This window comes from Micromonospora sp. NPDC005215, assembly GCF_040607915.1.
Classification (GTDB): Bacteria; Actinomycetota; Actinomycetes; order Mycobacteriales; family Micromonosporaceae; genus Micromonospora.
In genome coordinates this window covers 38,728-59,412 of sequence record NZ_JBEXHQ010000032.1, presented here as the reverse complement: position 1 = coordinate 59,412, position 20,685 = coordinate 38,728, and the positions used below count along the sequence as shown (strand labels likewise).

Here is a 20,685-nt window from a genome sequence, read left to right as displayed (position 1 = left end):
GTGGGCGCCGTGCCCATCGACATCGCTGCTGCCGAGCAGTTCATCTCCAACACCGCCCGCCTCCTGGACAGGCACCGACTCGCGGTGCTACTCCACGACGCCCCGGTGGAACGAGTCCTCACGGCGCTGCACGCCTATCAGAACCCGGACCACGGCTTCGGCCATGCCCTGGAACCCGACGTCCGGGACCCCGCGAGCCAGCCGACTGCCACGCTGCACGCACTCGAGGTGCTCGCTGAAGTCGGCGCCCTGGACGACCCCATGGTGACTCAGGCTGCGAGCTGGGCGGCCCAGAACGCCCGCGCTGACGGGGCCCTGCCCTTCGTCCTCCCCAGTGCGGCCGACCATCCGCACGCACCGTGGATGACGCCCAATCCGGACGGTTCGTTCATCACCTTCGGGGTCGTATCCGTCTTGACCCGGGCCAGGGTCCAGACCCCCTGGCTCGACGTCGCGAAATCTTGGTGCTGGTCCCGAGTCGATCGCCCTGACCAGCTCGACGCCTACTGGGTCAAGTTCGCACTCGACTTCCTCGATCACGAATCGGACGAGGACCGCGCCCGTGCAGCAATCGAGTCGCTCCGACCCAAGATCGGGTCCGATGGCACAATTCCCGTCCCTGGTGGCACGGAGGACGAGCGCCTCACCGCCCTCGTCCTCTCACCACGCCGCGGCCTGCGCAGCCGGACCCTGTTCGCCGAGGAGCACATCGAGGCAGAGCTGGACCAGCTCGAGGAGGAGCAGCTCGAGGACGGCGGCTGGATGTTCGACTGGCTCGACTGGTCCCCGGGGCAACGCGTGGAGTGGCGCGGCGCCGTGACACTGCGCGCCCTCGCCACCCTCGCCGCACATGGGCGCGCTGGACGATGACGTCTGCGCTCATCGACCTGACCGCTCGTCACCGACCGCCCCAGTCAACCCGTGACGGGCCGCCAGTGTCGACCATCCAACCCCTCAATGAGCCGGGCAGTTACTTGAAACCGGCCTGACCTCCGTGCAAGTGCAGGACGTCAGACCTCAGCGGTCCGCCTGCACTGATCTCGACATGAGCGGACGTCGCCCGATTGGGTAACCGGGAGCGCCCTAACTGACATCTTCGGATGCCACTGGGAGGTCACGCCGCAACGCTCGATCTTCATCACCCCAGGTCAAAGCCCTTCGTCTCCGTCCGGTATCTGTGAGCACTTCGGGGCGCGGTGACCTCTTCGCCAATCTGCACCCAATCTGCTCCCAGTTGCAAGGCCGGGCCAATCAACGGCCTCTTACCGCCTTGACTTGCCCACACTCCCCTGCCAGCCGACATAGAGCGCCGTCGACCGCTGCTCAGAACCGCGGAGCACTGCGCAGGAAACAGGACGCCGCACCTGCTCTGACCTGGGTAAACGTGGAGCCGCAGGCAGGGGTGGGTGCAGTTGAGGAACGTTCGATGCCGTTGGGCGCAGTTCAAGGCTGTTCAGGGCACCCGTTGCTCCCCACCTGCTCCCCCAAACCGGGCTCGCGGTGGCCGGCGGCGTATGCGGATCCGGTGGGCGGCGCCCTGACGTCTTGGGCGCCGTCGGCGCCGGCATCGGCGGTCGGGCTGGTGTCGCGCTCGTTTGCGGACGGATCTATGCCGGCTCGCGCACGCCGCCGGCGTTGCCACCGTCGTCTGGCATCGGTTCGGCCGGGGCTTCGGGCAATTCGTCCGCCGCGCCAGGCAGAACGACGCCCGCGTCGTCGGGCACCGGTTCACGCGGGTCGATGGGCGGATACTGTTCGGGATCGAGATCCGGTCCAGTCATCAGGCGAGTATCCGTCGTATCCCGGACCGCCGCTCATCGGGCCCGCGAGCTGGGCAGCCCACCCCTCGTCTCAGGCGACTGACGGCGCTGGTTCGTTGGCTGCCTGCCACCTCGGACAGTGCCCATCGGCGCCGGCCAGAGCCCACTCGCCACGATGACGGTGGCGCGGGTCGCGCCGTGAGGCCGACCGCCGGTTCGGCGAAGCCACGATGGCCCGCAGAGATTCCTGGTCGATTAGATCGACGGCCCGAAGATCTTGCGCCGTAGGGCGGGGATGGTCGCGCTAGCACGGAGAAGCGCACGGAATGCGGTCCGGTTCGTTGGTGTGGCGAGGGCGGCGTTGGTGGCGTTTCGGGTGGAGAGTGCTAGGGCTTGGTTGGCGTAGTGTCGCATCGCCGTTTCGTAGACGCCGATGCTATTCACCGGATCGGTGCCGGTCTTGAGGGCTTGGCGGAGGTGGTCGGCGTCGCGCAGGGCGGTGTTGGCGCCGATGCCTGCCATGGGTGTCATGTTGTGGATGGCGTCGCCGAGAAGTGTGACTCGCGAGGGTGCCCAGTCGGGGAGCTGAGGCATGGTCCGTAGCGGCACGGTGGTGATGGTCGCGGCGTCCGTGGCATCGACCAGGGTCCGTAGTGGTGCTGCCCAGTCGCGGACGCGTTCGGTGACGAGTCGTTTGAGTTGGATTCCGTCGAGGTCCTGCACTGCCTGCGGGTACGAGTTTCCCGATCCGGCCCAGGCCCAGACGACGTACTCGGCGGCGCCGTTGCTGACGTCGGTGTTGTCGGGATCGCCACTGGGCCAGGTGGAGAGGAACATCCACCCGTTGCGGGCGGGGACGACGTTGTTGATGCCGCCATCGGTGAAGTCGGCTGGTAGGGCGGCGGCGACGGCGCCTGCCAGGGGGACGCGACCGGCGATGTTGATGATGCCGAGTTCCTGACGTTGCAGGCCAGGAAGACGCTGGTGGCGGACCCGGGAGTTGCTGCCGTCGGCGCCGACCAGGATGTCGCCGTCGGCGTGGGAGCCGTCGGCGAAGAACGCCCGGACGCCGTCGCTGCGCAGCTCGTAGTGGGTGAACTTCTTGCCCCAGTGCACGAGAGGTTCCGCGTCGTCTTCGGTGCGGGTGTTGTGCAGGAGGGCTTCGTGGAGCTTGCCGCGGCTGATCGCGCGGCGTTTGGTGATCGGGTCGGTGGTGTCTTCGGGGAACCTCTTGTCGATGGTGGCCAGGACGCCGCGGCGGGGGTCGTGGAACCGGACGATCAGCGGTACGGAGGTTCCGGCCGCGTCGACCATCTTCCAGTTCTCAGCGGGGAGGCAGGCGTGCAGGGCACGCAGGCCGTCGGCGTTGAGGTGGATCCCGTAGCTGGCCGGTTGCTGTGCACGGTGCGCCGACCGTTCGAACACTCGGGCGTCGATTCCCGCGCTTCGTAGTCCGTGCAGGAGAGTCAGGCCGCCGAGGCCCGCGCCGATGATGAGAACGCGCATGAGGTGCTGCCTTTCGTGCCAGCGAGCCGGCGGTAGGGCCCGCCGGCCGACACCGGGCGGCCCGAGACGGGCGGTGAGCTGCCGGAGTATCAGGCGGGTGGGTTCACGGGGGCGACCATCGTGCGCAGGAGCCGCTGGAGTTGCTGGGCCTGCGCAGCAGTGAGGGGAGCCGTTGCGGCCGAGGCCGCGGGTTCGGCAGCCTGGTGCGCCTGGGCGAAGACCTCACGGCCGTGCTCGGTCAGGGTGACGGCCCGCAGCCGCCGATCACCGGGCACCAGCTGGCGTGAAGCGAGATCGAGTCGTTCGAGGTCGTCGACAATCCGGACGATCGAGGCTTTGTCGTGGTTTGTGTGCACGACGAGGTCACGTTGGCTGAGCGGCCCCGAGGCGTGCAGCCGCATCATCACCATCAGGTGGCGCCGCTCGATGCCGAACGGCGCCAAAGCAGCGTCCATCGCCGCCGCTACGCGATCGTGCGCCCGACGCAGCAGTAGCCCGATCGCAAAGGGCGACCCCTCCTCCGGGTTTTCCGGAGTGCCGGACGTAGCTGACTGGTCGGCAAAAGCTTGTTCGTTAGGCACACCCGAACACTATCTCACGGGACACAGGTTTGCAAGAAACCGTTTCACGTGTAACCATCTTGCCATGAGTAACCAACGAACCACCCTGGAGATCGGCGATCGAATGCCCGAGTACGACGCCAGCAGCAACCCCGAACCACGACCCCGACCTGGCCCGCAGCAGGGCCGCCACCAGGGACCGGAGTCAGGATGGGCGGCGATCAGGCAAACCTGGAGCGACCCTGAGCGCTGGGTCGGGATCCTCGTGGCCGCGGCCCCGAGCCTGGTGTTTGTCGCGGCGAATGTGGTGGCCTCCCTGTACCCGGCGATCACCGCCGCTGCCGTGACCGCTCTCGCCGGCCTGGGCTACCGGCTGGCGCGCCGACAGTCGCCGAGGTCGGCACTGATCGGCATCCTGGTGGTGGCGGTGTGCGCGGTGGTCGCCGCGGTTACCGGCCAAGCGCGGGGCTTCTTCCTGGTCCCGACGCTAATCCCGTTCGCCGTGATCATGGCCTGCCTGGCCACCATCATCGCGCGCCGCCCGTTGACCGGACTACTGCTCAACCGGGTCACCGGCGGCCCGCACGACTGGTACCGCAACGCCGCGCTGCGCCGCGTCCACCTGACCGCCACCAGTACGGCGATCGGAATCAACGTCATCAACGCCACCGTGCAGGTGATCTTCTACGACCGGGGCGACACCATCGTGCTCGCTGTCGCCCACGCGGCCACGGGACCGGTCTTCGCCACCCTCGTCGCGGTCACGATCGTCGCCGTCCGCAAGACCCTGGCGGCTCAGCGATGACCGCCCCAACCGAGCACCCAGCAAACCGACCAGACAAGCCGGCAGCGACCAGCGGCGAGCTGACCGTGACGAGCGTCTTCACCGTGACCGAACAACACCAAGACCAGCTGTACGCGCTGCTGACCGCCAACGGCCACGACGTCCTGGAGCACACGCCCGGATTCCTCGGCTCGACACTGAGCCGATCCGACGACGGGCGACATGTCATCCACCACGCACGCTGGCGCGACGACGACGCCCTGGCGGCGATGCTGGCCAGCCCTGGCGGCCGTTCCAGCATGGCGGCTTCTCGTCCGCTCGCCGACGTGCAGGTCATCCGTTCCCACCACACCCTGGCATTCGACGCATCGTGACAACCACCCAGACCACGCCATCCGGGCAGCCTCAAGCCACTTCGTCGAAGCGGCGGTGGCCGATCTGGCTGTTCCAGCTCACCATCATCCGGTGGTTCCATACCTAACCCCCGGCTCCTGCCTCCGCGGAGTGCCGCGAATACGGCGCACGGCGGCGGTATGCCCAGGACGACCAGGGGCACTGTCGTCGGCTACTTATCTATTGGTGGTACGACCGCAGCCCGGCGAGGCTTGGTCGAGGTAACTGGTGGGTCGCTCTTTCCGCGGCACCACCCTGACACCTTCGGGGACGGCCGAAGAGGTCTCCAGCCTGAAGGGTCTGCTCAGGACGTTGCCCGTTGGATCGGTGTCTCGAATGACGGAACCGCGGCGGCCCCTTCGCAGTCGTCACACCCCGACCGGCACCCGTTCCTCCTCGCGCTGCGCGGCCCGGGCCGCCAGCCGACGCTCCCGCTCCTGCGCACCGATCACGTCGTCGGGCAGCGAATCCGCGACCTCAAGGTCGAAGCGGCGGAGCAGCCGGATCGCGAACCCGCCCAGGGTGATCAGGATCAGCGCCGCACCGAAGCAGACGTACGCGAAGCCGATGCCCCGACCCTGACCGGTGCCGATCACCGCGCCCACCGACCCGGCCAGAGCCCCGTCCGGGGCGAGCAGCGGCTCGAACAGGCGGGTGGCCGCCGGGGCGATCAGCGCGAACCCAATGGGCAGGGTCGACCAGGAGATGGTCTGGTTGAGGCTGAACACCCGGCCGTGATAGCGCTGCGGCACCTTGACCTGGACGATCGTGGCGTAGATGGACTGTGCCGTGGTCATCGACATGGCCAGCCAGAACGCACCGACGCAGATCATCGCCACGGACGCGTCCAGGCCGACCAGGACGCAGCCGACCGCCGTGCCGAGGTTGCCGATCAGTACGCCGATCATGCGTCGGTTGCGGGGACCACCCCAGAGCGACATGAGTACGCCGCCGGCGACCGCGCCGAGGGCCTCGGCGAGGGCCACCTGGGCCACCTGCGTCGCGTTGCCGAAGGAGAGCACCAACGGGGTGGTGAGCACCAGCGCGGGCGCCAGGAAGATGTTGCCCAGCGCGAAGTAGCCCAGCATCAGCCGGAAGCCACGGTGCCGCCACGAGTAGCGCAGACCGTTGGCGATCGCCACCAGCAGTCGCTCCCGGGGTCGCCATCCGAGCAGGTCGGGGAAGCGGACCACGGACAGGGTCACCACCGCGATCACATAGCTGGCCACGTCGAGCAGCAGGATGCCCTTGAGGTCGATCGCGGCCAGCAGGCCGGCTGCGAAGACCGGCATCAGCAGCATGGCGAACCCGTTGGAGAGCTGGGTGATGCCCATCGCGTGGCCCAGGTAGCGCTTGGGCACCAACTGCGGCACCGCAGACTGGAACGCGATCCGTTGGAACGAGCCGGCCACCTGACTGAGCGCCACCAGGCCGTAGATGTGCCAGAGCGCCAGGTTGTCGGTCCAGAGCAGCGCGGCCAGCACGAGCTGGACCGAACCGGCACTGCAACTGGCGATCATCATGATCTTGCGGCGGCTGATCCGGTCGGTGATCGCCCCGGCGATGGGCAGCACCAGCACGCCGCAGATCAGCGCCAACGCCCAGAGCAGACCCAGGTCGGTCACCGAGCCGGTGCGGGTGAACAGCCAGATCGGCAGGGCGAACGCGGTCAGCGCCGAACCGGTGGTGGAGACGAGCTGCCCGACGGTGACCGACACGAAGCGGGCCATGCTGGGCCGAACCACCGGCATGTCCGGGACGACGACGGCGTCGACGCCCCGGGTGTCGGCCACCGCCCAGCCGGCGTCCTCGCCCCGTGCCTGCGGGGTCAGCTCACCGACGTCGCCGGCGATCAGCGCCGGGTGCACCTGGGTGACGATCTCAGTCAGTTCCTGCGCGCGGTACTTGAGGAAGAAGTGCCCGGCCTGGTCGAGCACCACCAGCCCGAGGCGGTCACTGAGGAACTGCCACTCGGCGTACCGCTCGATGTGGTAGTCGGTGACCGGGTCCTCCGAGCCGACCACCGAGATGATCGGGGCGCGCAGCTTCACCGCGCCCTGGTCGAGCAGGGCGGTGAAGTATTCCTCGGAAGCCCGGGAGTCGGCCCGCATGTTGCTGATGATCCGGTCCGCCTGCTCCGGCTCCAGCTCGTCGGTGTCCACACCCATCGACTTGAGCCAGCTCGCGTAGTGCTTGTTGCTGCGCAGCTTCTCCAGCTCGGTGCGCACTGCCGCGAACAGGCCCTTAGGCCGGGCGAACGGGAACATCGCACCGATGTAGAGCGCGGTCAGCTCCCGCCCGGCGGCCTCCACCTTGCGGGCCACCTCGGCGACGATCGCGCTGCCCACGCCGCAGTGCCCGTACAGGGCGAGCGGGCCCTCGACGCGCTCGATGATCTCCTCGGCGACCCGGGTGGTCAGCTCGTCGAAGGGCAGCGCGTCCTCGGTGAGCCCCACGTCGTGCCCGGGGATGGCCAGCGACCAGAGCGCGTGCCCGGCCGGCAGCGCGTCCGCGAGGGGCTGGTAGACGATCGCGCTGCCGCCGCCGTACGGCACGCAGACGTAAGTGATCACTCTTTGGGCCGGCGAGATCGGCTTGGTCAGCTCGTAGAGCAACCGACGGGGCCCGTCGCCACCGCCACCGGACATGAACGTGGCCAGGTCGCGGATGGTCCGCTGCTGGAACAGGTCCATCACGCCGACTGGCCGCCCACCATGCTCGGCCTTGCGGATGCGGGCCACCACCTGGGTCGCGAGCATCGAGTGCCCACCCAGGTCGAAGAAGTCGTCGTCGATGCCGAGGGTGGCCACACCGAGCACCTCGGACCAGATCCCAGCGAGCAGCCGTTCGGTGTCGTCGCGCGGCTCCACGAGCGCCACCGAGGCGGCGCGGGTGACGACCGGCGCGGGCAGCGCCTTGCGGTCCAGCTTGCCGTTCGGGGTCAGCGGCAGGGCGTCCAGGGTGACGAACGCCGCCGGCACCAGGTACTCCGGAAGGGTCTCCTTGAGTGCCACCTTGACCGCGTCGTGCTCGGCCGCGCCGACCAGGTACCCGGTGAGCCGCTTGTCGCCGGGGGTGTCCTCGCGGACCAGCACCACCGCCTCGGTCACCCCGGGCTGGGCGCGCAGCGCGCTCTCGATCTCGCCCAGCTCGATGCGCAGGCCGCGCAGCTTGACCTGGTGATCGATGCGGCCGAGGAACTCGAGCACACCGCCGGGCCGGTCACCGGGCGCGACCTGCCAGCGGGCCAGGTCGCCGGTACGGTACAGCCGGGCACCCGGCTCGCCGGAGAACGGGTCGGGCACGAACCGCTCCGCGGTCAGCGCCGCCCGACGGTGGTAGCCGCGGGCCAGCCCCACCCCGCCGATGTGCAGCTCACCCGCGACTCCCACCGGGCACGGGTTGCCCCGGGCGTCCAGCACGTGCAGCCGCACGTTGCTGATGGGCGCACCGATCGGCACACTGGCCAGCTCGGCCAGCAGCGCCGGGTCACACGCCCAGGAGCTGACGTCGATCGCCGCCTCGGTCGGGCCGTACAGGTTGTGCAGGCCACAGCTGGGCAGCCGGGCGGTGAAGTCCCGGGCGGCGGCGAGCGGCAACTCCTCACCGCTGCAGATCACCCGGCGCAGCGCCGTGGCCGCCTCGACGCCGTCCTCGGCGAGGAAGACGGTGAGCATGGACGGGACGAAGTGGGCGGTGGTGACCCGCTCGGACACCAGCAGGTCGCGCAGGTAGCCGGCGTCCTTGTGACCGCCCGGCTCGGCCAGCACCAGCCGCGCGCCCTCGCGCAGCGGCCAGAAGAACTCCCACACCGACACGTCGAAGCTGGCCGGGGTCTTCTGCAACACCGCGTCGTCGGCGCCGAGCCGGTAGGTGCGCTGCATCCAGTCCAGTCGGTTGACGATGCCCCGGTGGGTGTTCGGCACACCCTTGGGCCGGCCGGTCGAGCCGGAGGTGTAGATGACGTACGCGAGGTGCGCCGGGCCGGCCGTCGGCGTCGGGTCACTCGTCGGCTGGTCGGCCCAGACCGCCTCGTCGTCCAGGGCGAGCACGGTGGCGTCGGTCGTCGGCAGCACGTCGCGCAGGTGTGCCTGCACCAGCACCACCGGCGCGGCGGCATCGGTGACCATGAAGGCCAGCCGGTCCGCCGGATACTCCGGGTCCAACGGCAGGTAGGCGCCGCCGGCCTTGAGCACGCCGAGCAGGCCCGCGACCAGCTCCACCGAGCGTTCCGCGCAGATACCGACCAGGGTCTCCGGGCCCACCCCGCAGGCGCGCAGCCGGTGCGCCACCCGGTTCGCCGCCGCGTTCAGTTCGGCGTACGTCACCGAACGGCCGGCGAGCCGCAGCGCCACCGCGTCCGGAGTACGAGCGGCCCGCTCCTCGATCGGGGCGTGCAGCGTCTGCTGCCGGGGGAAATCGTGGTCGGTGTCGTTCCACCCGGCCAACAGCTCCCGCTCGGCGGGTGCGAGCAGATCGAGCGCGGAGACCGGCAGATCCGGGGTGGCGACCACGGCGCGCAGCAGCGTGGTGAGCCGGTGCGCCATCCGCTCGATGGTGGCCCGGGTGAACAGGTCGGTGTTGAAGACCAGCTTGCCCCAGAGCCCGTTGCCGGTCTCGACGGCGTGCAGCTCGAAGTCGAAGCGGGTGGCGCGCAGCTCCATCGGATGCCACTCGAAGCCGACGTCGGCGTCCTCGGCCACCCCTTCGAACCGGCCCATCTCGTAGTTCTGCAGCACGAACATCGCCTGAAACACCGGTGAGCGGCTGACGTCACGCGGCAGACCCAGCTCGTGCACGACCCGGGCGAACGGCACCTCGCCGTGCTCCAGCCCGTCCAGCACCGCGCGGCGGGTCCGATCCAGCAGCTCGGTGAAGGTCGGGTCGCCGGCCAGCTCGGCACGCATCGGCAGCATGTTGATGAACATGCCGACCAGGTTCTCCAGCTCCGGAGCGGACCGGCCGGCCACCGACGCGCCCACCGCGAAGTCGTCCTGCCCGGCGTGCCGGGCCAGGAACACCTGGTACGCGGCGAGCAGCGTCATGAACATCGTGCCGCCGTAGGCACGGGTCAGCGCGGCCAGCCCCTCGGTGGCGGCGGCGTCCAGTGTGAACTCGACGAAGTCACCCCGGTACGTCTGGGTGGCCGGCCGCGGCAGGTCCAGCGGCAGCTCCAGCGGGGTGATCCCGGCGAGGCGCTCCTTCCACCAGTCCACGTGCCGCAGCGCGCCCGGCCTGGCCAGCTCCCGTGCCTCCCAGACCGCGAAGTCTCCGTACTGGACCGGCAGGGCGGGCAGCTCCCGGTCGCGGTAGCGGGCGATCAGGTCACGCAGCAGCACGTCCACGGACCAGCCGTCACCGACGATGTGGTGCTGGCCGAGGAAGAGCACGTGCTCGTCGACGTTCATCCGGTCCGGAGTGCCGTCTTGCGGCGCGGAGGCCGGATTATCGTCGCAGGCGGCCAGCCGGATCAGCAGAGCCCGCAGCAGCGGCCCGTTGGCCAGGTCGAACGGCTCGACGGCCGCCTCGTCGACCAGTGCCTGGGCGGCGGTGTCGTCGGCGGCGTCCACCACGGTCAGCGGCACCTCGACGACCTCGTCGAGCACCACGGTGGGCCGGCCGTCCGAGTCGGCCGGGAACCGGGTGCGCAGCGACTCGTGCCGATGGGTCAGGTCAGCCAGCGCGCGGCGCAGCGCCGCGACGTCCAGCGGGCCACGGACTCGCAAGGGCACCGCGATGTGGTACGCCGCCTCGCCGGGAGCGAGCTGGTCCATGAACCAGACCCGCTCCTGGGCGTACGACAGCGGCACCTCGGCGTCGGGCGGGCGGGGAGTGATCCGCGCGGCGGGCGGGCTGCCTGACCGGCGGCGCAACCGCTGGGCGATCAGCGCCTGCCGGGCGGCGTCGCGGGCCGAGTCCTTCACGTCGGTCATAAGGGGGTGTCCTTCTCCGCCGCGAGCAGCGCGGCGACCTCGGTTTCGGAGAGTTCGTCGAGCTCGGCGGCGATCCGCTGCTCGATCTGGGCGGCCAGGTCGGCCACCACCGGGCTGCTGAACAGCGCCCGCATCGGCAGCTCCACGTCCACCTCGGCGCGGATCCGGGCCATCGCCCGCATGCCGCGCAGCGAGTTGCCGCCGAGGGCGAAGAAGTCGTCGAGCGCGCCGACCTTCTCAAGTTGCAGGATCTCGGCGTAGACCTCGGCGACCAGCACCTCGGCGTCGGTACGCGGGGCGAGGAAGCCGTCGGCGGTGGCGGCGGTCGGTGCCGGCAGCGCGGCGGTGTCCAGCTTGCCGTTCGGCGTCAGCGGCAGCGCGTCCAACCAGACGAACGCGCTCGGCACCAGGTGCGCGGGCAGCTCCTGGGCCAGGTCTGCGGCGAGCGTCGCCTCGTCGACCCGGCCGACCAGGTAGCCGACCAGGGTCGGCTCGCCGTTGTCGGCGCGGACCACCACCGCGGCCTCGGCCACGTCCGCGCGGGCGCGCAGCACCGACTCGATCTCGCCCAGCTCGATCCGCATCCCCCGGATCTTGACCTGGTTGTCCCGGCGGCCCAGGTATTCCAGTGCCCCGTCGGCCCGCCAGCGGGCGAGGTCCCCGGTGCGGTACATCCGCTCCCCCGGCGGCCCGTACGGGCAGGGCAGGAAGCGCTCGGCCGTCAGCGCCGGCCGGCCCAAATAGCCCCGGGCCAGTTGCGCCCCGGCGATGAACAGCTCACCGACCACACCCGGCGGCACCGGGTTCAGCGCGCCGTCGAGCAGGTGGACCCGGGTGTCCCAGGTGGACCGGCCGATCGGCACCGGCCCGGCGGAGACCGGCTGCTCGGGAGCGATCCGGGCCGCGATACAGCCGACGGTCGCCTCGGTCGGGCCGTACTCGTTGATCACCGCCACCTGGGGGTGGGTGGCCCGCCAGCCAGCCAGTTGTTCGCCGGTCAGCGCCTCCCCGCCGATCACCAGATCGGTGGTGGGCGACAGGGCGTCGTCGAGCAGCGGCAGGTGGCTGGGGGTGACCTTCAGGAAGGTCGGCGGGCCACCGGCCCGCGCCGCCGGGGTGTCGATGCCGGCGAGCCGGACCGTGCCCCCGGCGGTGAGAGGGCCGAGCAGCCCGGTCACGGTCAGGTCGAACGAGACCGGCGAGTGCAGCAGCGCGACACCGGCCAGCCCCGGGTAGGTGTCCCGGGCCCAGGCCAGGTACGCGGTGACCGCGCGGTGCTCGACCAGCACGCCCTTGGGCCGCCCGGTGGAGCCGGAGGTGTAGAGCAGGTACGCCGGGTGCTCCGCACGCAACGGCGTACGGCGGTCGTCATCGGTGAGGTCGGCGGAGTCCAGGTCGGCGGCGGTCGTGTCGGTCAGCACCAGTGCGTCGGCGGGGGCCAGCGCGGCCGTCTCCGAGGTGGCCAGCACGAGCGTCGGCTCGGCGTCGGTCAGCAGGTAGCTGATCCGGTTCGCCGGATAGCCGGTGTCCACCGGCAGGTACGCGGCACCGGCCTTCAGCACCGCGAGGATGGCCACCAGCAACTCCACCGAGCGGGGCAGCAGCAGCGCGACCCGGGTCTCCGGGCCGGCACCGCGCTCGACCAGCAGCCGGGCCAGTTGGTTGGCCCGAGCGCTCAGCTCGGCGTAGCTCAGCTCCTCCCCGTCGCAGACCAGCGCGATCGCGGCGGGGGTGGCGACGACCTGCCGCTCCACCTCGGCCACCAGGGTGATCGGGGCGACCGCGTGCCCGGTGTCGGTCCAGGCGCGCAGCAGGTCACGTTCGGCGTCGTCGAGCAGCGGCAGCGCCGACAGCCGCGTCCCCGGGTCGGTCACGGCGGCGGTGAGCAGCCGCAGGTAGCGGGCGACGACCGCCTCCGCGGTGGCCCGGTCGAACAGGTCGGTGCGGTAGACCAGCCGGCTGGTGCCGCCGGTGATGTCGAAGGCCAGGTCGTCCTTGGTGGTGCCCAGCGGCACCGGGTCCAGGCCGGAGTCCGGGATCAGGTTCAGCGCGGTCTGGAACACCGGCTGCACCGACGGGTCGCGCTGCGGGGCGACCGCCTCGACGATCCGCTGGAACGGGGCCTGCCCGTGTTCCATCGCGTCCACCAGGCCGGTCCGGACGCGGCCGAGCACCTCGGTGACGCTCGGGTCGCCGGTGAGGTCGCACCGCAGCGCCACCTGGTTGACGAACATGCCGATCAGCGGCGTCAGCTCGGCGGTGTCGCGGCCGGCGGTGGAGACGCCCACCACCACCTCGGGGTCACCGGAGATCCGGGAGAGCAGCGCCGCGAAGGCAGCCAGCAGCACCATGTACGGGGTGGTCGACGTGCCGGCGGCGAGCCGCCCGACCTGGTCCAGCAGCCCGTAGGGGAGGTCGAAGCGCACCTCGTCACCGGCGAAGCCGAGCTGGGCTGGGCGCGGCCGGTCAAGCGGCAGGCCGGTCACCGCCGGCGCACCGGCCAGGTGACCGCGCCAGAAGGCGAGCTGCCGCTCCAACTCGGTGTCGGTGAGCTGGTCGCGCTGCCAGACGGCGAAGTCGGCGTACTGGATGGGCAGCTCGGGCACGTCGGCGGGTGCGCCGGTCAGCGCGGCCCGGGTGAACGCGGTCAGCTCGGCGTCGAAGAGCACCGCCGAGTGGCTGTCGAAGACCGCGTGGTGCACCACGAACTGCAACCCGACCCGGTCGGCGGCGAACCGGACCAGCCGGGCCCGCCACGGCGGCGGGGTGTCCAGCGGGATCGGGCTACGCGCCAGCTCGGCGAGGGTCTCGTCGTAGCGAGTCTCCCGCTCGTCGGCGGGCAGACCGGTCAGGTCCAACTCCGGCAGTTCCAACGGCTCGACGGCCCGGACCACCTGCACCAGCGCGCCGTCGACGATCCGCAGGTGCGTACGGAGCGACTCGTGCCGGGCGACCACCTGGCCGAACACCTCGGTGGCCTGTGCGGCGGTGACACCGACCGGGAACCGCCACGGCGCGGAGACGTTGTAGACCGGTGACCCGGGGTCGAGCTGGTTGGCCGTCCACACCCGCTCCTGGGCGAAGGACGCCGGGAAGGTCCACTCCTTGCTCATGACGCCCCCTCGCGTACCGAGCGGGGGCGCATGTCGGTCCAGACGGTGTCGATGTGCGCCAGGCACTCCTCGCGGGTGCCGGCGAAGCCGGTGTCGTGCCATCCCGCCGGGAGGTCCCGCTCGGCCGACCAGATCGAGTACTGCTCCTCGTCGTTGCGCACGACCAGGAATCGGGGCTCGGCCATCACTGCTCTCCGTTGGTGTCAGGGGTGTGCGGTTCGGCCATCGCGACGGCGATCTTGCGGGGGCCGGTGAACGGTTCCCGGCCGTGCGCGGCGGTCATGTTGTCGACCACCAGCACGTCGTCGCGGTGGTAGTCGAAGCGGACGCTCGCGGCCCGGTAGGCGGCCCGCAGGTGGTCCAGGACGTCGGCGGGGATCTCGCCACCGTCGCCGTAGTAGGTGTTCGACGGCAGCCCGTCGGCGCCGAACATGTCCAGCAGGCCCTCCTGGAGGTCCTTCGCGAGGCTGCTCACGTGGAAGAAGGTGGCGTGGTTGAACCAGCGGGGAACGTCCGAGCCGGGGCGGAGGTGCACGGCGTCACGCACCGCACGGGTACGCAGCCCGTCCCGGCCCACCCACTCCAGCGTGATCCGGTTGGCCGCCGCGTACGCCTGCACCTCGGCACGATCGTCGGTGCCGAACACGTGCTGCCAGGTGGTGCCGAAATCTTCGTGGAAGTTTCGCATCAGCATCCAGCGCCGGCGTACGAACTCCTCGCGTACCGCCGGGTCGATCCCCCGGTAGACCTGACGGATGTCGGCCAACGGGGTGGCGCCCAGCGTCTGCGGCGCGGTGATGCAGTAGAAGAACAGGGTCAACGGCCACCGCGCCTGGTACGAGTTCTCGTTGTGCAGAAAGATCTCCTCGTCCGGTGGGTAGTCGGTCGAGGTGTACACCCGGCCCTTGATGGCGTGCCGGGGCGAGGACCGCTCTGTGTAGGTCAATGGTTCCCCGGACAACGCCCGGACCACCTGGTCGAAGCCGTCCACCCCGCCCACGTCGAAGCCGCGGAACAGCAACCCACCCTGGTCGGCCAGGGTGGCCCGCAGCTCGGCGCGGCGATCGGTGATCAGCTCGGTCAGCGCCAGGCCGTCGGCTTCGACGACCACGGGCAGCGTGGCGATCGTGTCGCTCATTGCTCTCTACTCCTGATTCTCGTTACGCGCGGGGCAGTCGCGGGATGGCGGAGGTCGGCGCCGGGGCGGCCGGATCGTCGGTGTTGGCGGCACGCAGCTCCTCGATTCGGGCGGCGAGCCCGGCCACCGTGGGGGTCTCGAAGAGGCTGCGCATCGGCAGCCGCACGCCGGTCGCCTTGCGCATCGCCGCGATGAGCTGCACCGCGACCAGGGAATTGCCGCCCAGGGCGAAGAAGTCGTCGTCGACGCCGACCTCGGCCACCCCGAGCCCGTCCTCCCACACCCGGGCGATGATCTTTTCCAGCTCGGTGCCCGGTGCGGCGCCGCCGTCCCCGAGGCCGGACCGGGTCGAGCCGGTGACCGTGTCGTCGCCGGCGAGGTCGTCGGCGGTGACCCGACCGGCCCGATGCCGGATGTCGGCCACCGTCCGGGTGGCGATGACGACCTGGGCGCCGAGACCGGCGGTGAGGCTGCGGCGGAACGCCTCCGCACCGTCCACCGGCCGGATGTCCTCGGTCGAGGCCAACGACGGGGCATCGACCGTGGACGTCTCGGTCAGGCCACCGGTGACCGCCCCCTGGTCGACCCGGCGCAGCACGAAGTCGCTGATCGCGACCAGTTCCCGGCCGTCCGGGTCGCGCAGTGACAGGTCGGCGGCGACCACCTCGTCGGTGTGACCGGGCCGGTGTCGCAGCTCGCTGGTGAACCGGGCCGGCAGCGGCCCGCGCACCACGATCCGGCCGTAGGACAGCGGCAGGTAGGCGCCGCTGCCCTGGCCCCGGCCGAACGCGGTCGCCACGTCCAGCAGCGCGGGGTGCAGGCCCCAGGCGGGCAGGTCACCGATCGCAGCGGCAGGGGCCTCGATCACCGCCAGCTCGGTGTCGTCGGCCAGATGGTGCTCGTCCAAGGCTGCCCAGCGCGGCCCGAAGGTGAGCATGCTGGTGCGGCCCCGGCCGAAGGACGCGTCGTCGTCCACCCGCCGACCGGTAGGTTCGACGCGGTGGGCCGGCGGGGTGGGCTCGTCGGTCCAGCCGGCTCCACCCCGTACGTGGGTGCGCAGGAGACCGCTGGCCAGGCTCCGGACGGCGAAGTCGGTGCCGCCGTCGTCGGCCGGCGTCAGCTCCACCCGGTACTGGGCGATGGTGCCGTCGGGCACCGCGAACGGCTCCAGGAAGACCACGTCGCGCAGCTCCACTGCCGCGTCCCCGTCGGGCGCGGGCATCGCGGCGGCCACCGCGGCCCGCACCGACTCCAGGTGGGCGGTGCCCGGTACGACCGGTACGCCGGCGATCCGGTGCTCGTCGAGCAGCCAGTGGGTGCTGGCGCAGACCAGGCCGTGCAGCACGGTCTCCGTCGGCCCGCTGACCTTCGTGGTGAGCACCGGGTGGTCGACGGTGCTGGTCACCGTGTCGCGGCCGAAGGCCCGGAACCCGGCCGGCGCGGCGGTCTCCACCGCCATGCCCACCTCGGCCCAGCCGCCCCAGTTCTGCGACAGCACCGGAGCCCGCCAGCCGGCACCCGAGCGGGCGTGCGCGTCCAGGAACGCGTTCGCGGCGCAGTAGTCGACCTGCCCGAAGCCGCCGACCACCGCGGTGATGGACGAGCAGAGCACCACGAAGTCCAGCGGCAGGTCGCCAAAAACCTGGGCCAGGGCGAGCGTGCCGGCGAGCTTGGGAGCGAGCACCCGCTCGGCCTCGGCCCGCTCCTTGACCTCGACCATTCCACCGCCAGGCAGACCGGCCGCGTGCACGATGCCGTCGATGCCGCCGTACGCGGCCTGCGCGGCGTCGCGGACCCGGCGCAGGTCGGCGGGGTCGGTGACGTCGGCGGCGAGCACCAGCACCTCGGCGCCGGCGGCTTCCATCCGGCGGATCGCCGCGATGGCCCGACCGGCCCGGTCGTCGCCGTGCACGGCGAGGTGGTCGTCCCACCGCTCACGCTCCGGAAGCCCGGAGCGGGCCAGCAGCACCAGCTTGGCGCGGGCGCGGGTGGCGAAGTCCTCGGCCAGGGTGATGCCGATGCCGCCGAGCCCACCGGTGATCAGATACCGGCCGCCGTCGCGCAGCGCGCCCGGCTCCCCCTCGGCGTCGAGCGTCACCTGCTCGACGTCGGCCACCCAACGCCGGCCCCCACGTAGGGCGACCTCAGGCTCCCGAGGACGGCGCAGCTCGGCGACCAGCGCGGTGACGTCGTCGTCGGCCGGGTCCGCGTCGACCAGCCGGACGGCCAACCCGGGTAGTTCGGCCGGGAGCACCCGGGCCAGCCCGGCGAGGGTGGCGTGCTCCGGGCGGCGCAGGTCGTCGCCGCGCACATCGCCGGTGCCGGCGGTGACCAGATTCAGGACGACGTCGCCGTCCTCGCCGGTCAGGCCGGCGCCGGCCAGCGCCTGCACCAGGTGCAGGGCGCTGAAGAAGCCCAGCTCCTGGGCCGCCCAGGTGGCCGCGATGTCGGTGCCGGTCGGCGCACCGTCCAGCGTGAAGGCGTGCACCAGCCGGGTCGGCAGTCCACCGTCGGCGATGAGCGCGGCGACCAGCGCCTCATGATCCGAGCGCACCCCGGGGCGCAGCCGGTAGCCGCCGTCGGCGGTGAAGGCGTCGCCGGGGCGTACCGGGACCGGGTCGGCACCGGCGGCCCGCAGGCCCGCGACCAGGGCGTCGCCGCGCGCGCCCGCGGTCAGCACCAGGCAGCGGCCCAGCGACCCGGTCGGCGGCAGCGGCGCCGCCTGCCGCCAGACCGGCACCGCGAACCACTCGGGGAGCGGTCGCGGCCCGGTCTCCACCGGAGCGGCGGCGACCTGCTGCTCCGGGTCCGGGTCGATCCAGTAGCGGCGGCGCTCGAACGGGTAGCTGGGCAGCGGCACCCGCCGCGCCGCCGGGTCCACGTCGAACCGTACGGGCAGCCCGGCGCACCAGAGCGTGCCGGCGGTGCCGAGCAGAGCGGCCAGGTCGCCGGTGGTCTCCCCGGCGGCGGGCAGGCTGCCCAGCGGGATGAGCGGTCGCTGCTCCGGCGCTGCCTTGGCGACCTGCATCCGGGCCAGGCTGGCCAGTTGCCGGCCGGGACCGCACTCGACCAACTGCCAGGTGCCCGCCGCCAGCAGGGTGGCCACACAGTCGCCGAAGCGGACCGGCTGGCGCAGGTGCGCCGCCCAGTACGCCGGGTCGGTGGCCTGCGCGGCGGTGATCCAGGTGCCGGTCACGTTGGAGAGGAACGGCGCGGTCGGCGGGCGCAGCGACACCGTGCCCATCAGCGCGGTGAACTCGGCGAGGATCGGCTCCATCATCGGCGAGTGGAACGCGTGCGAGGTGCGCAGCATCTTGGACTTTGCCGTCAGCGTCGCCGCGAACGCCTCGACGGCGGCGGTCTCGCCGGCCACCACGCAGGTCCCCGGCCCGTTGACCGTGGCCACCGAGAGCCCCTCGGGCAGTACGTCGGCGACCGCCGACTCGTCCAGCGAGACGGCGAGCATCGACCCGGTGGGCAGCGACTGCAGCAGCCGGCCCCGGGCGGCGACCACCCGCAGCGCGTCCGGCAGGCTCAGCACCCCGGCAACGGTGGCCGCGACGTACTCACCGATCGAGTGGCCGATCATCGCGGCCGGGCGTACGCCGGTGGCCTGCCAGAGCGCGGCCAGGGCGTACTCGACGGTGAACAGCGCCGGCTGGGTGTAGCGGGTCTCGGTGAGCTTCTCCCCCGCCATCGGATCCCGACCGAGGATCAGGTCACGCAGGTCGATGCCCAGGTCGGGAAGGAGCAGTTCGGCGCACTCGTCGACGACGGCAGCGAAGCGGGGCTGCTCGGCGTGGAGCTGCGCGCCCATCCCGGCGTACTGGGAACCCTGACCGGAGAACAGGAGAACGACTTTTGGGGCTGGACGCCCGGTCGATGGTTGCGCTCTGCGTTTCGGGGCGCGCAGGGCCGTGACGGCGCTGCGGAGATCCGACGCGACCACCGCGCGGCGGTGCGGGTGCGGGCGGCGGCCGGCACGCAGGGTGTGCGCGACGTCGGCGAGGTACGCGGGCCCGGCGTCCGCGGCACCGTCCAGGTGGGCGGCGAGGCGCTGCACCGCGGCGTCCAGGGCGCCCGGGGTGGCCGCGCTGACCTGGAGCAGATGCGCCGGGCGCACCCGGCGGTCGGTGCGGTACGCCGCCGGCGCTTCCTCGAGCACGACGTGCGCGTTGGTGCCGCCGATGCCGAACGAGCTGACCCCGGCCCGGCGCGGCCCGCCGTCGGTGTCCCACTTGGTGAGGGTGTTCGCCACGTAGAACGGGGTGTCGGCGAACTCGACCGCCGGGTTCGGCGTCTCGTAGTTGATCGTCGGTGGGATCAGCCCGTGCTCCATGGCGAGCACCGTCTTGATCACGCTGACGATGCCCGAGGGTTGGCTGAGGTGGCCGATGTTGGACTTCACCGACCCGATGCCGCACCAGCCCCGCTCGTCGGTGTCCCGGCTGTAGACGGCGGAGAGCGCGGCGACCTCGATCGGGTCGCCCATCGCGGTGCCGGTGCCGTGCGCCTCGACGTAGCTGATGGTGCGCGGGTCGATGTCGGCCATGTCGACGGCCTGGGCGATCGCGGCCACCTGCCCGTCGACGCTGGGCGCCGTGAAGCCCACCTTGCCGGCGCCGTCGTTGTTGATGGCGTTGCCCCGAACCACGGCACGGATGTGGTCCCCGTCGGCGATCGCGTCGGAGAGCCGCTTGAGCAGCGTCACCCCGACGCCACTGCCCCACACGGTGCCGTTGGCGGCGGCGTCGAACGGGCGGCACCGGCCATCGGGCGAGGTGAAGCCCTCCATGCCGAGGTAGCCGACGTGCGGCAGCTCGATGTTGACACCGCCGGCCAGCGCCATGTCGCACTCACCGTTGCGCAGTGACTCGCAGGCCAGGTGAAACGCGACAAGCGAGGTGGAGCAGGCGGTGTGCACGGTCAGGCTCGGCCCGCGCAGGTCCAGCCGGTACGACACGTTGGTGGCCACGTAGTTCGGCGAGTTGCCGGTGGCGATGGAGACCGCGCCGTGTGGGTTGCCGCCGACCCGCTGGTGACGCAGCACGTAGCGGTGCAGGTAGGTGTTGCCGCCGGTGCCCGCGTACACGCCGATCGCGCCGTCGTAGCGGGCCGGGTCGTAGCCGGCGTCCTCCAGCGCGGTGTGGCAGGACTCCAGGAACAGGCGGTGCTGCGGGTCGGTCAGCTCCGCCTCCCGGGCGGTCATCCCGAACAGCGTGGCGTCGAACTCGTCGTAGCCGTCGACCAGCGGGGCGCGGTTGACCCAGCCCGGGTCGTCGACCTCCGTGGGTGTCGCGCCCCGGGCGAGCTGCTCCTCCCGGGTCAGCTCGGTGGTGGACTCCACGCCGTCGACCAGGTTGCGCCAGAACTCGTGGACGTCGGCGGCGCCGGGCAGGCGCGCTGCCAGGCCGACGATCGCGATCGGTTCGATGCCGTGGTCAGGTGACTCGGTGACGTCGTCGGACTGGTCGGCTGCGGTCGGGTTGCTCATCAGG

The 20,685-nt window shown here is 71.5% G+C and carries 11 protein-coding genes; 3 read left to right on the top strand and 8 right to left on the bottom strand.

All coding sequences use genetic code 11. The features are described from left to right. The first annotated feature begins 9 nt into the window (after nucleotides 1-9). Entirely contained in the window at nucleotides 10-870 is an 861-nt protein-coding gene (locus tag ABZU25_RS22855) for a hypothetical protein (protein ID WP_355031392.1), read from the top strand. A gap of 737 nt (nucleotides 871-1,607) precedes the next feature. Here the strand turns inward: ABZU25_RS22855 and ABZU25_RS22850 are convergent. The 3 genes from ABZU25_RS22850 to ABZU25_RS22840 form a co-directional block, all read right to left on the bottom strand. Beyond that, entirely contained in the window at nucleotides 1,608-1,781 is a 174-nt protein-coding gene (locus ABZU25_RS22850; protein ID WP_355031391.1) for a hypothetical protein, read from the bottom strand. Nucleotides 1,782-2,015: 234 nt separating this feature from the next. Continuing rightward, entirely contained in the window at nucleotides 2,016-3,266 is a 1,251-nt protein-coding gene (locus tag ABZU25_RS22845; RefSeq protein WP_355031390.1) for an NAD(P)/FAD-dependent oxidoreductase, read from the bottom strand. Between the two features lie 89 nt (nucleotides 3,267-3,355). Beyond that, complete coding sequence (locus ABZU25_RS22840) at nucleotides 3,356-3,847, bottom strand: MarR family transcriptional regulator (protein ID WP_355031389.1); 492 nt, start codon at nucleotides 3,845-3,847, stop codon at nucleotides 3,356-3,358. A gap of 64 nt (nucleotides 3,848-3,911) precedes the next feature. Here ABZU25_RS22840 and ABZU25_RS22835 point away from each other — a divergent pair, with 64 nt between their 5' ends. Together ABZU25_RS22835 and ABZU25_RS22830 are read left to right on the top strand one after the other, a co-directional pair. Then, nucleotides 3,912-4,631 carry a DUF3159 domain-containing protein gene (locus ABZU25_RS22835; protein ID WP_355031388.1) on the top strand — a complete coding sequence of 240 codons (720 nt, stop codon included), beginning with the start codon at nucleotides 3,912-3,914 and terminating at the stop codon, nucleotides 4,629-4,631. Next, nucleotides 4,628-4,984, top strand: a complete 357-nt coding sequence (locus ABZU25_RS22830; RefSeq protein WP_355031387.1) for an antibiotic biosynthesis monooxygenase — start codon at nucleotides 4,628-4,630, stop codon at nucleotides 4,982-4,984. Before ABZU25_RS22835 ends, ABZU25_RS22830 begins: the two co-directional genes overlap by 4 nt. Nucleotides 4,985-5,371: 387 nt before the next feature. On the opposite strand, the gene ABZU25_RS22825 is transcribed toward ABZU25_RS22830, so the two are convergent. The 5 genes from ABZU25_RS22825 to ABZU25_RS22805 are packed head-to-tail and all read right to left on the bottom strand — an operon-like array spanning nucleotide 5,372 to nucleotide 20,681. Beyond that, entirely contained in the window at nucleotides 5,372-10,936 is a 5,565-nt protein-coding gene (locus ABZU25_RS22825; RefSeq protein ID WP_355031386.1) for an amino acid adenylation domain-containing protein, read from the bottom strand. Then, entirely contained in the window at nucleotides 10,933-14,049 is a 3,117-nt protein-coding gene (locus ABZU25_RS22820; protein ID WP_355031385.1) for an amino acid adenylation domain-containing protein, read from the bottom strand. The genes ABZU25_RS22825 and ABZU25_RS22820 overlap by 4 nt, the downstream gene beginning before the upstream one ends. Beyond that, the gene (locus tag ABZU25_RS22815; RefSeq protein ID WP_355031384.1) at nucleotides 14,046-14,234 is read right to left on the bottom strand and encodes an MbtH family NRPS accessory protein; all 189 of its coding nucleotides are present in this window, start codon (nucleotides 14,232-14,234) and stop codon (nucleotides 14,046-14,048) included. Before ABZU25_RS22815 ends, ABZU25_RS22820 begins: the two co-directional genes overlap by 4 nt. Beyond that, nucleotides 14,234-15,187: a TauD/TfdA family dioxygenase gene (locus ABZU25_RS22810; protein ID WP_355031383.1), complete on the bottom strand. Its 954-nt coding sequence runs from the start codon at nucleotides 15,185-15,187 to the stop codon at nucleotides 14,234-14,236. Before ABZU25_RS22810 ends, ABZU25_RS22815 begins: the two co-directional genes overlap by 1 nt. Nucleotides 15,188-15,209: 22 nt before the next feature. Next, nucleotides 15,210-20,681, bottom strand: a complete 5,472-nt coding sequence (locus ABZU25_RS22805) for an SDR family NAD(P)-dependent oxidoreductase (RefSeq protein WP_355031382.1) — start codon at nucleotides 20,679-20,681, stop codon at nucleotides 15,210-15,212. Nucleotides 20,682-20,685 lie beyond the last annotated feature (4 nt).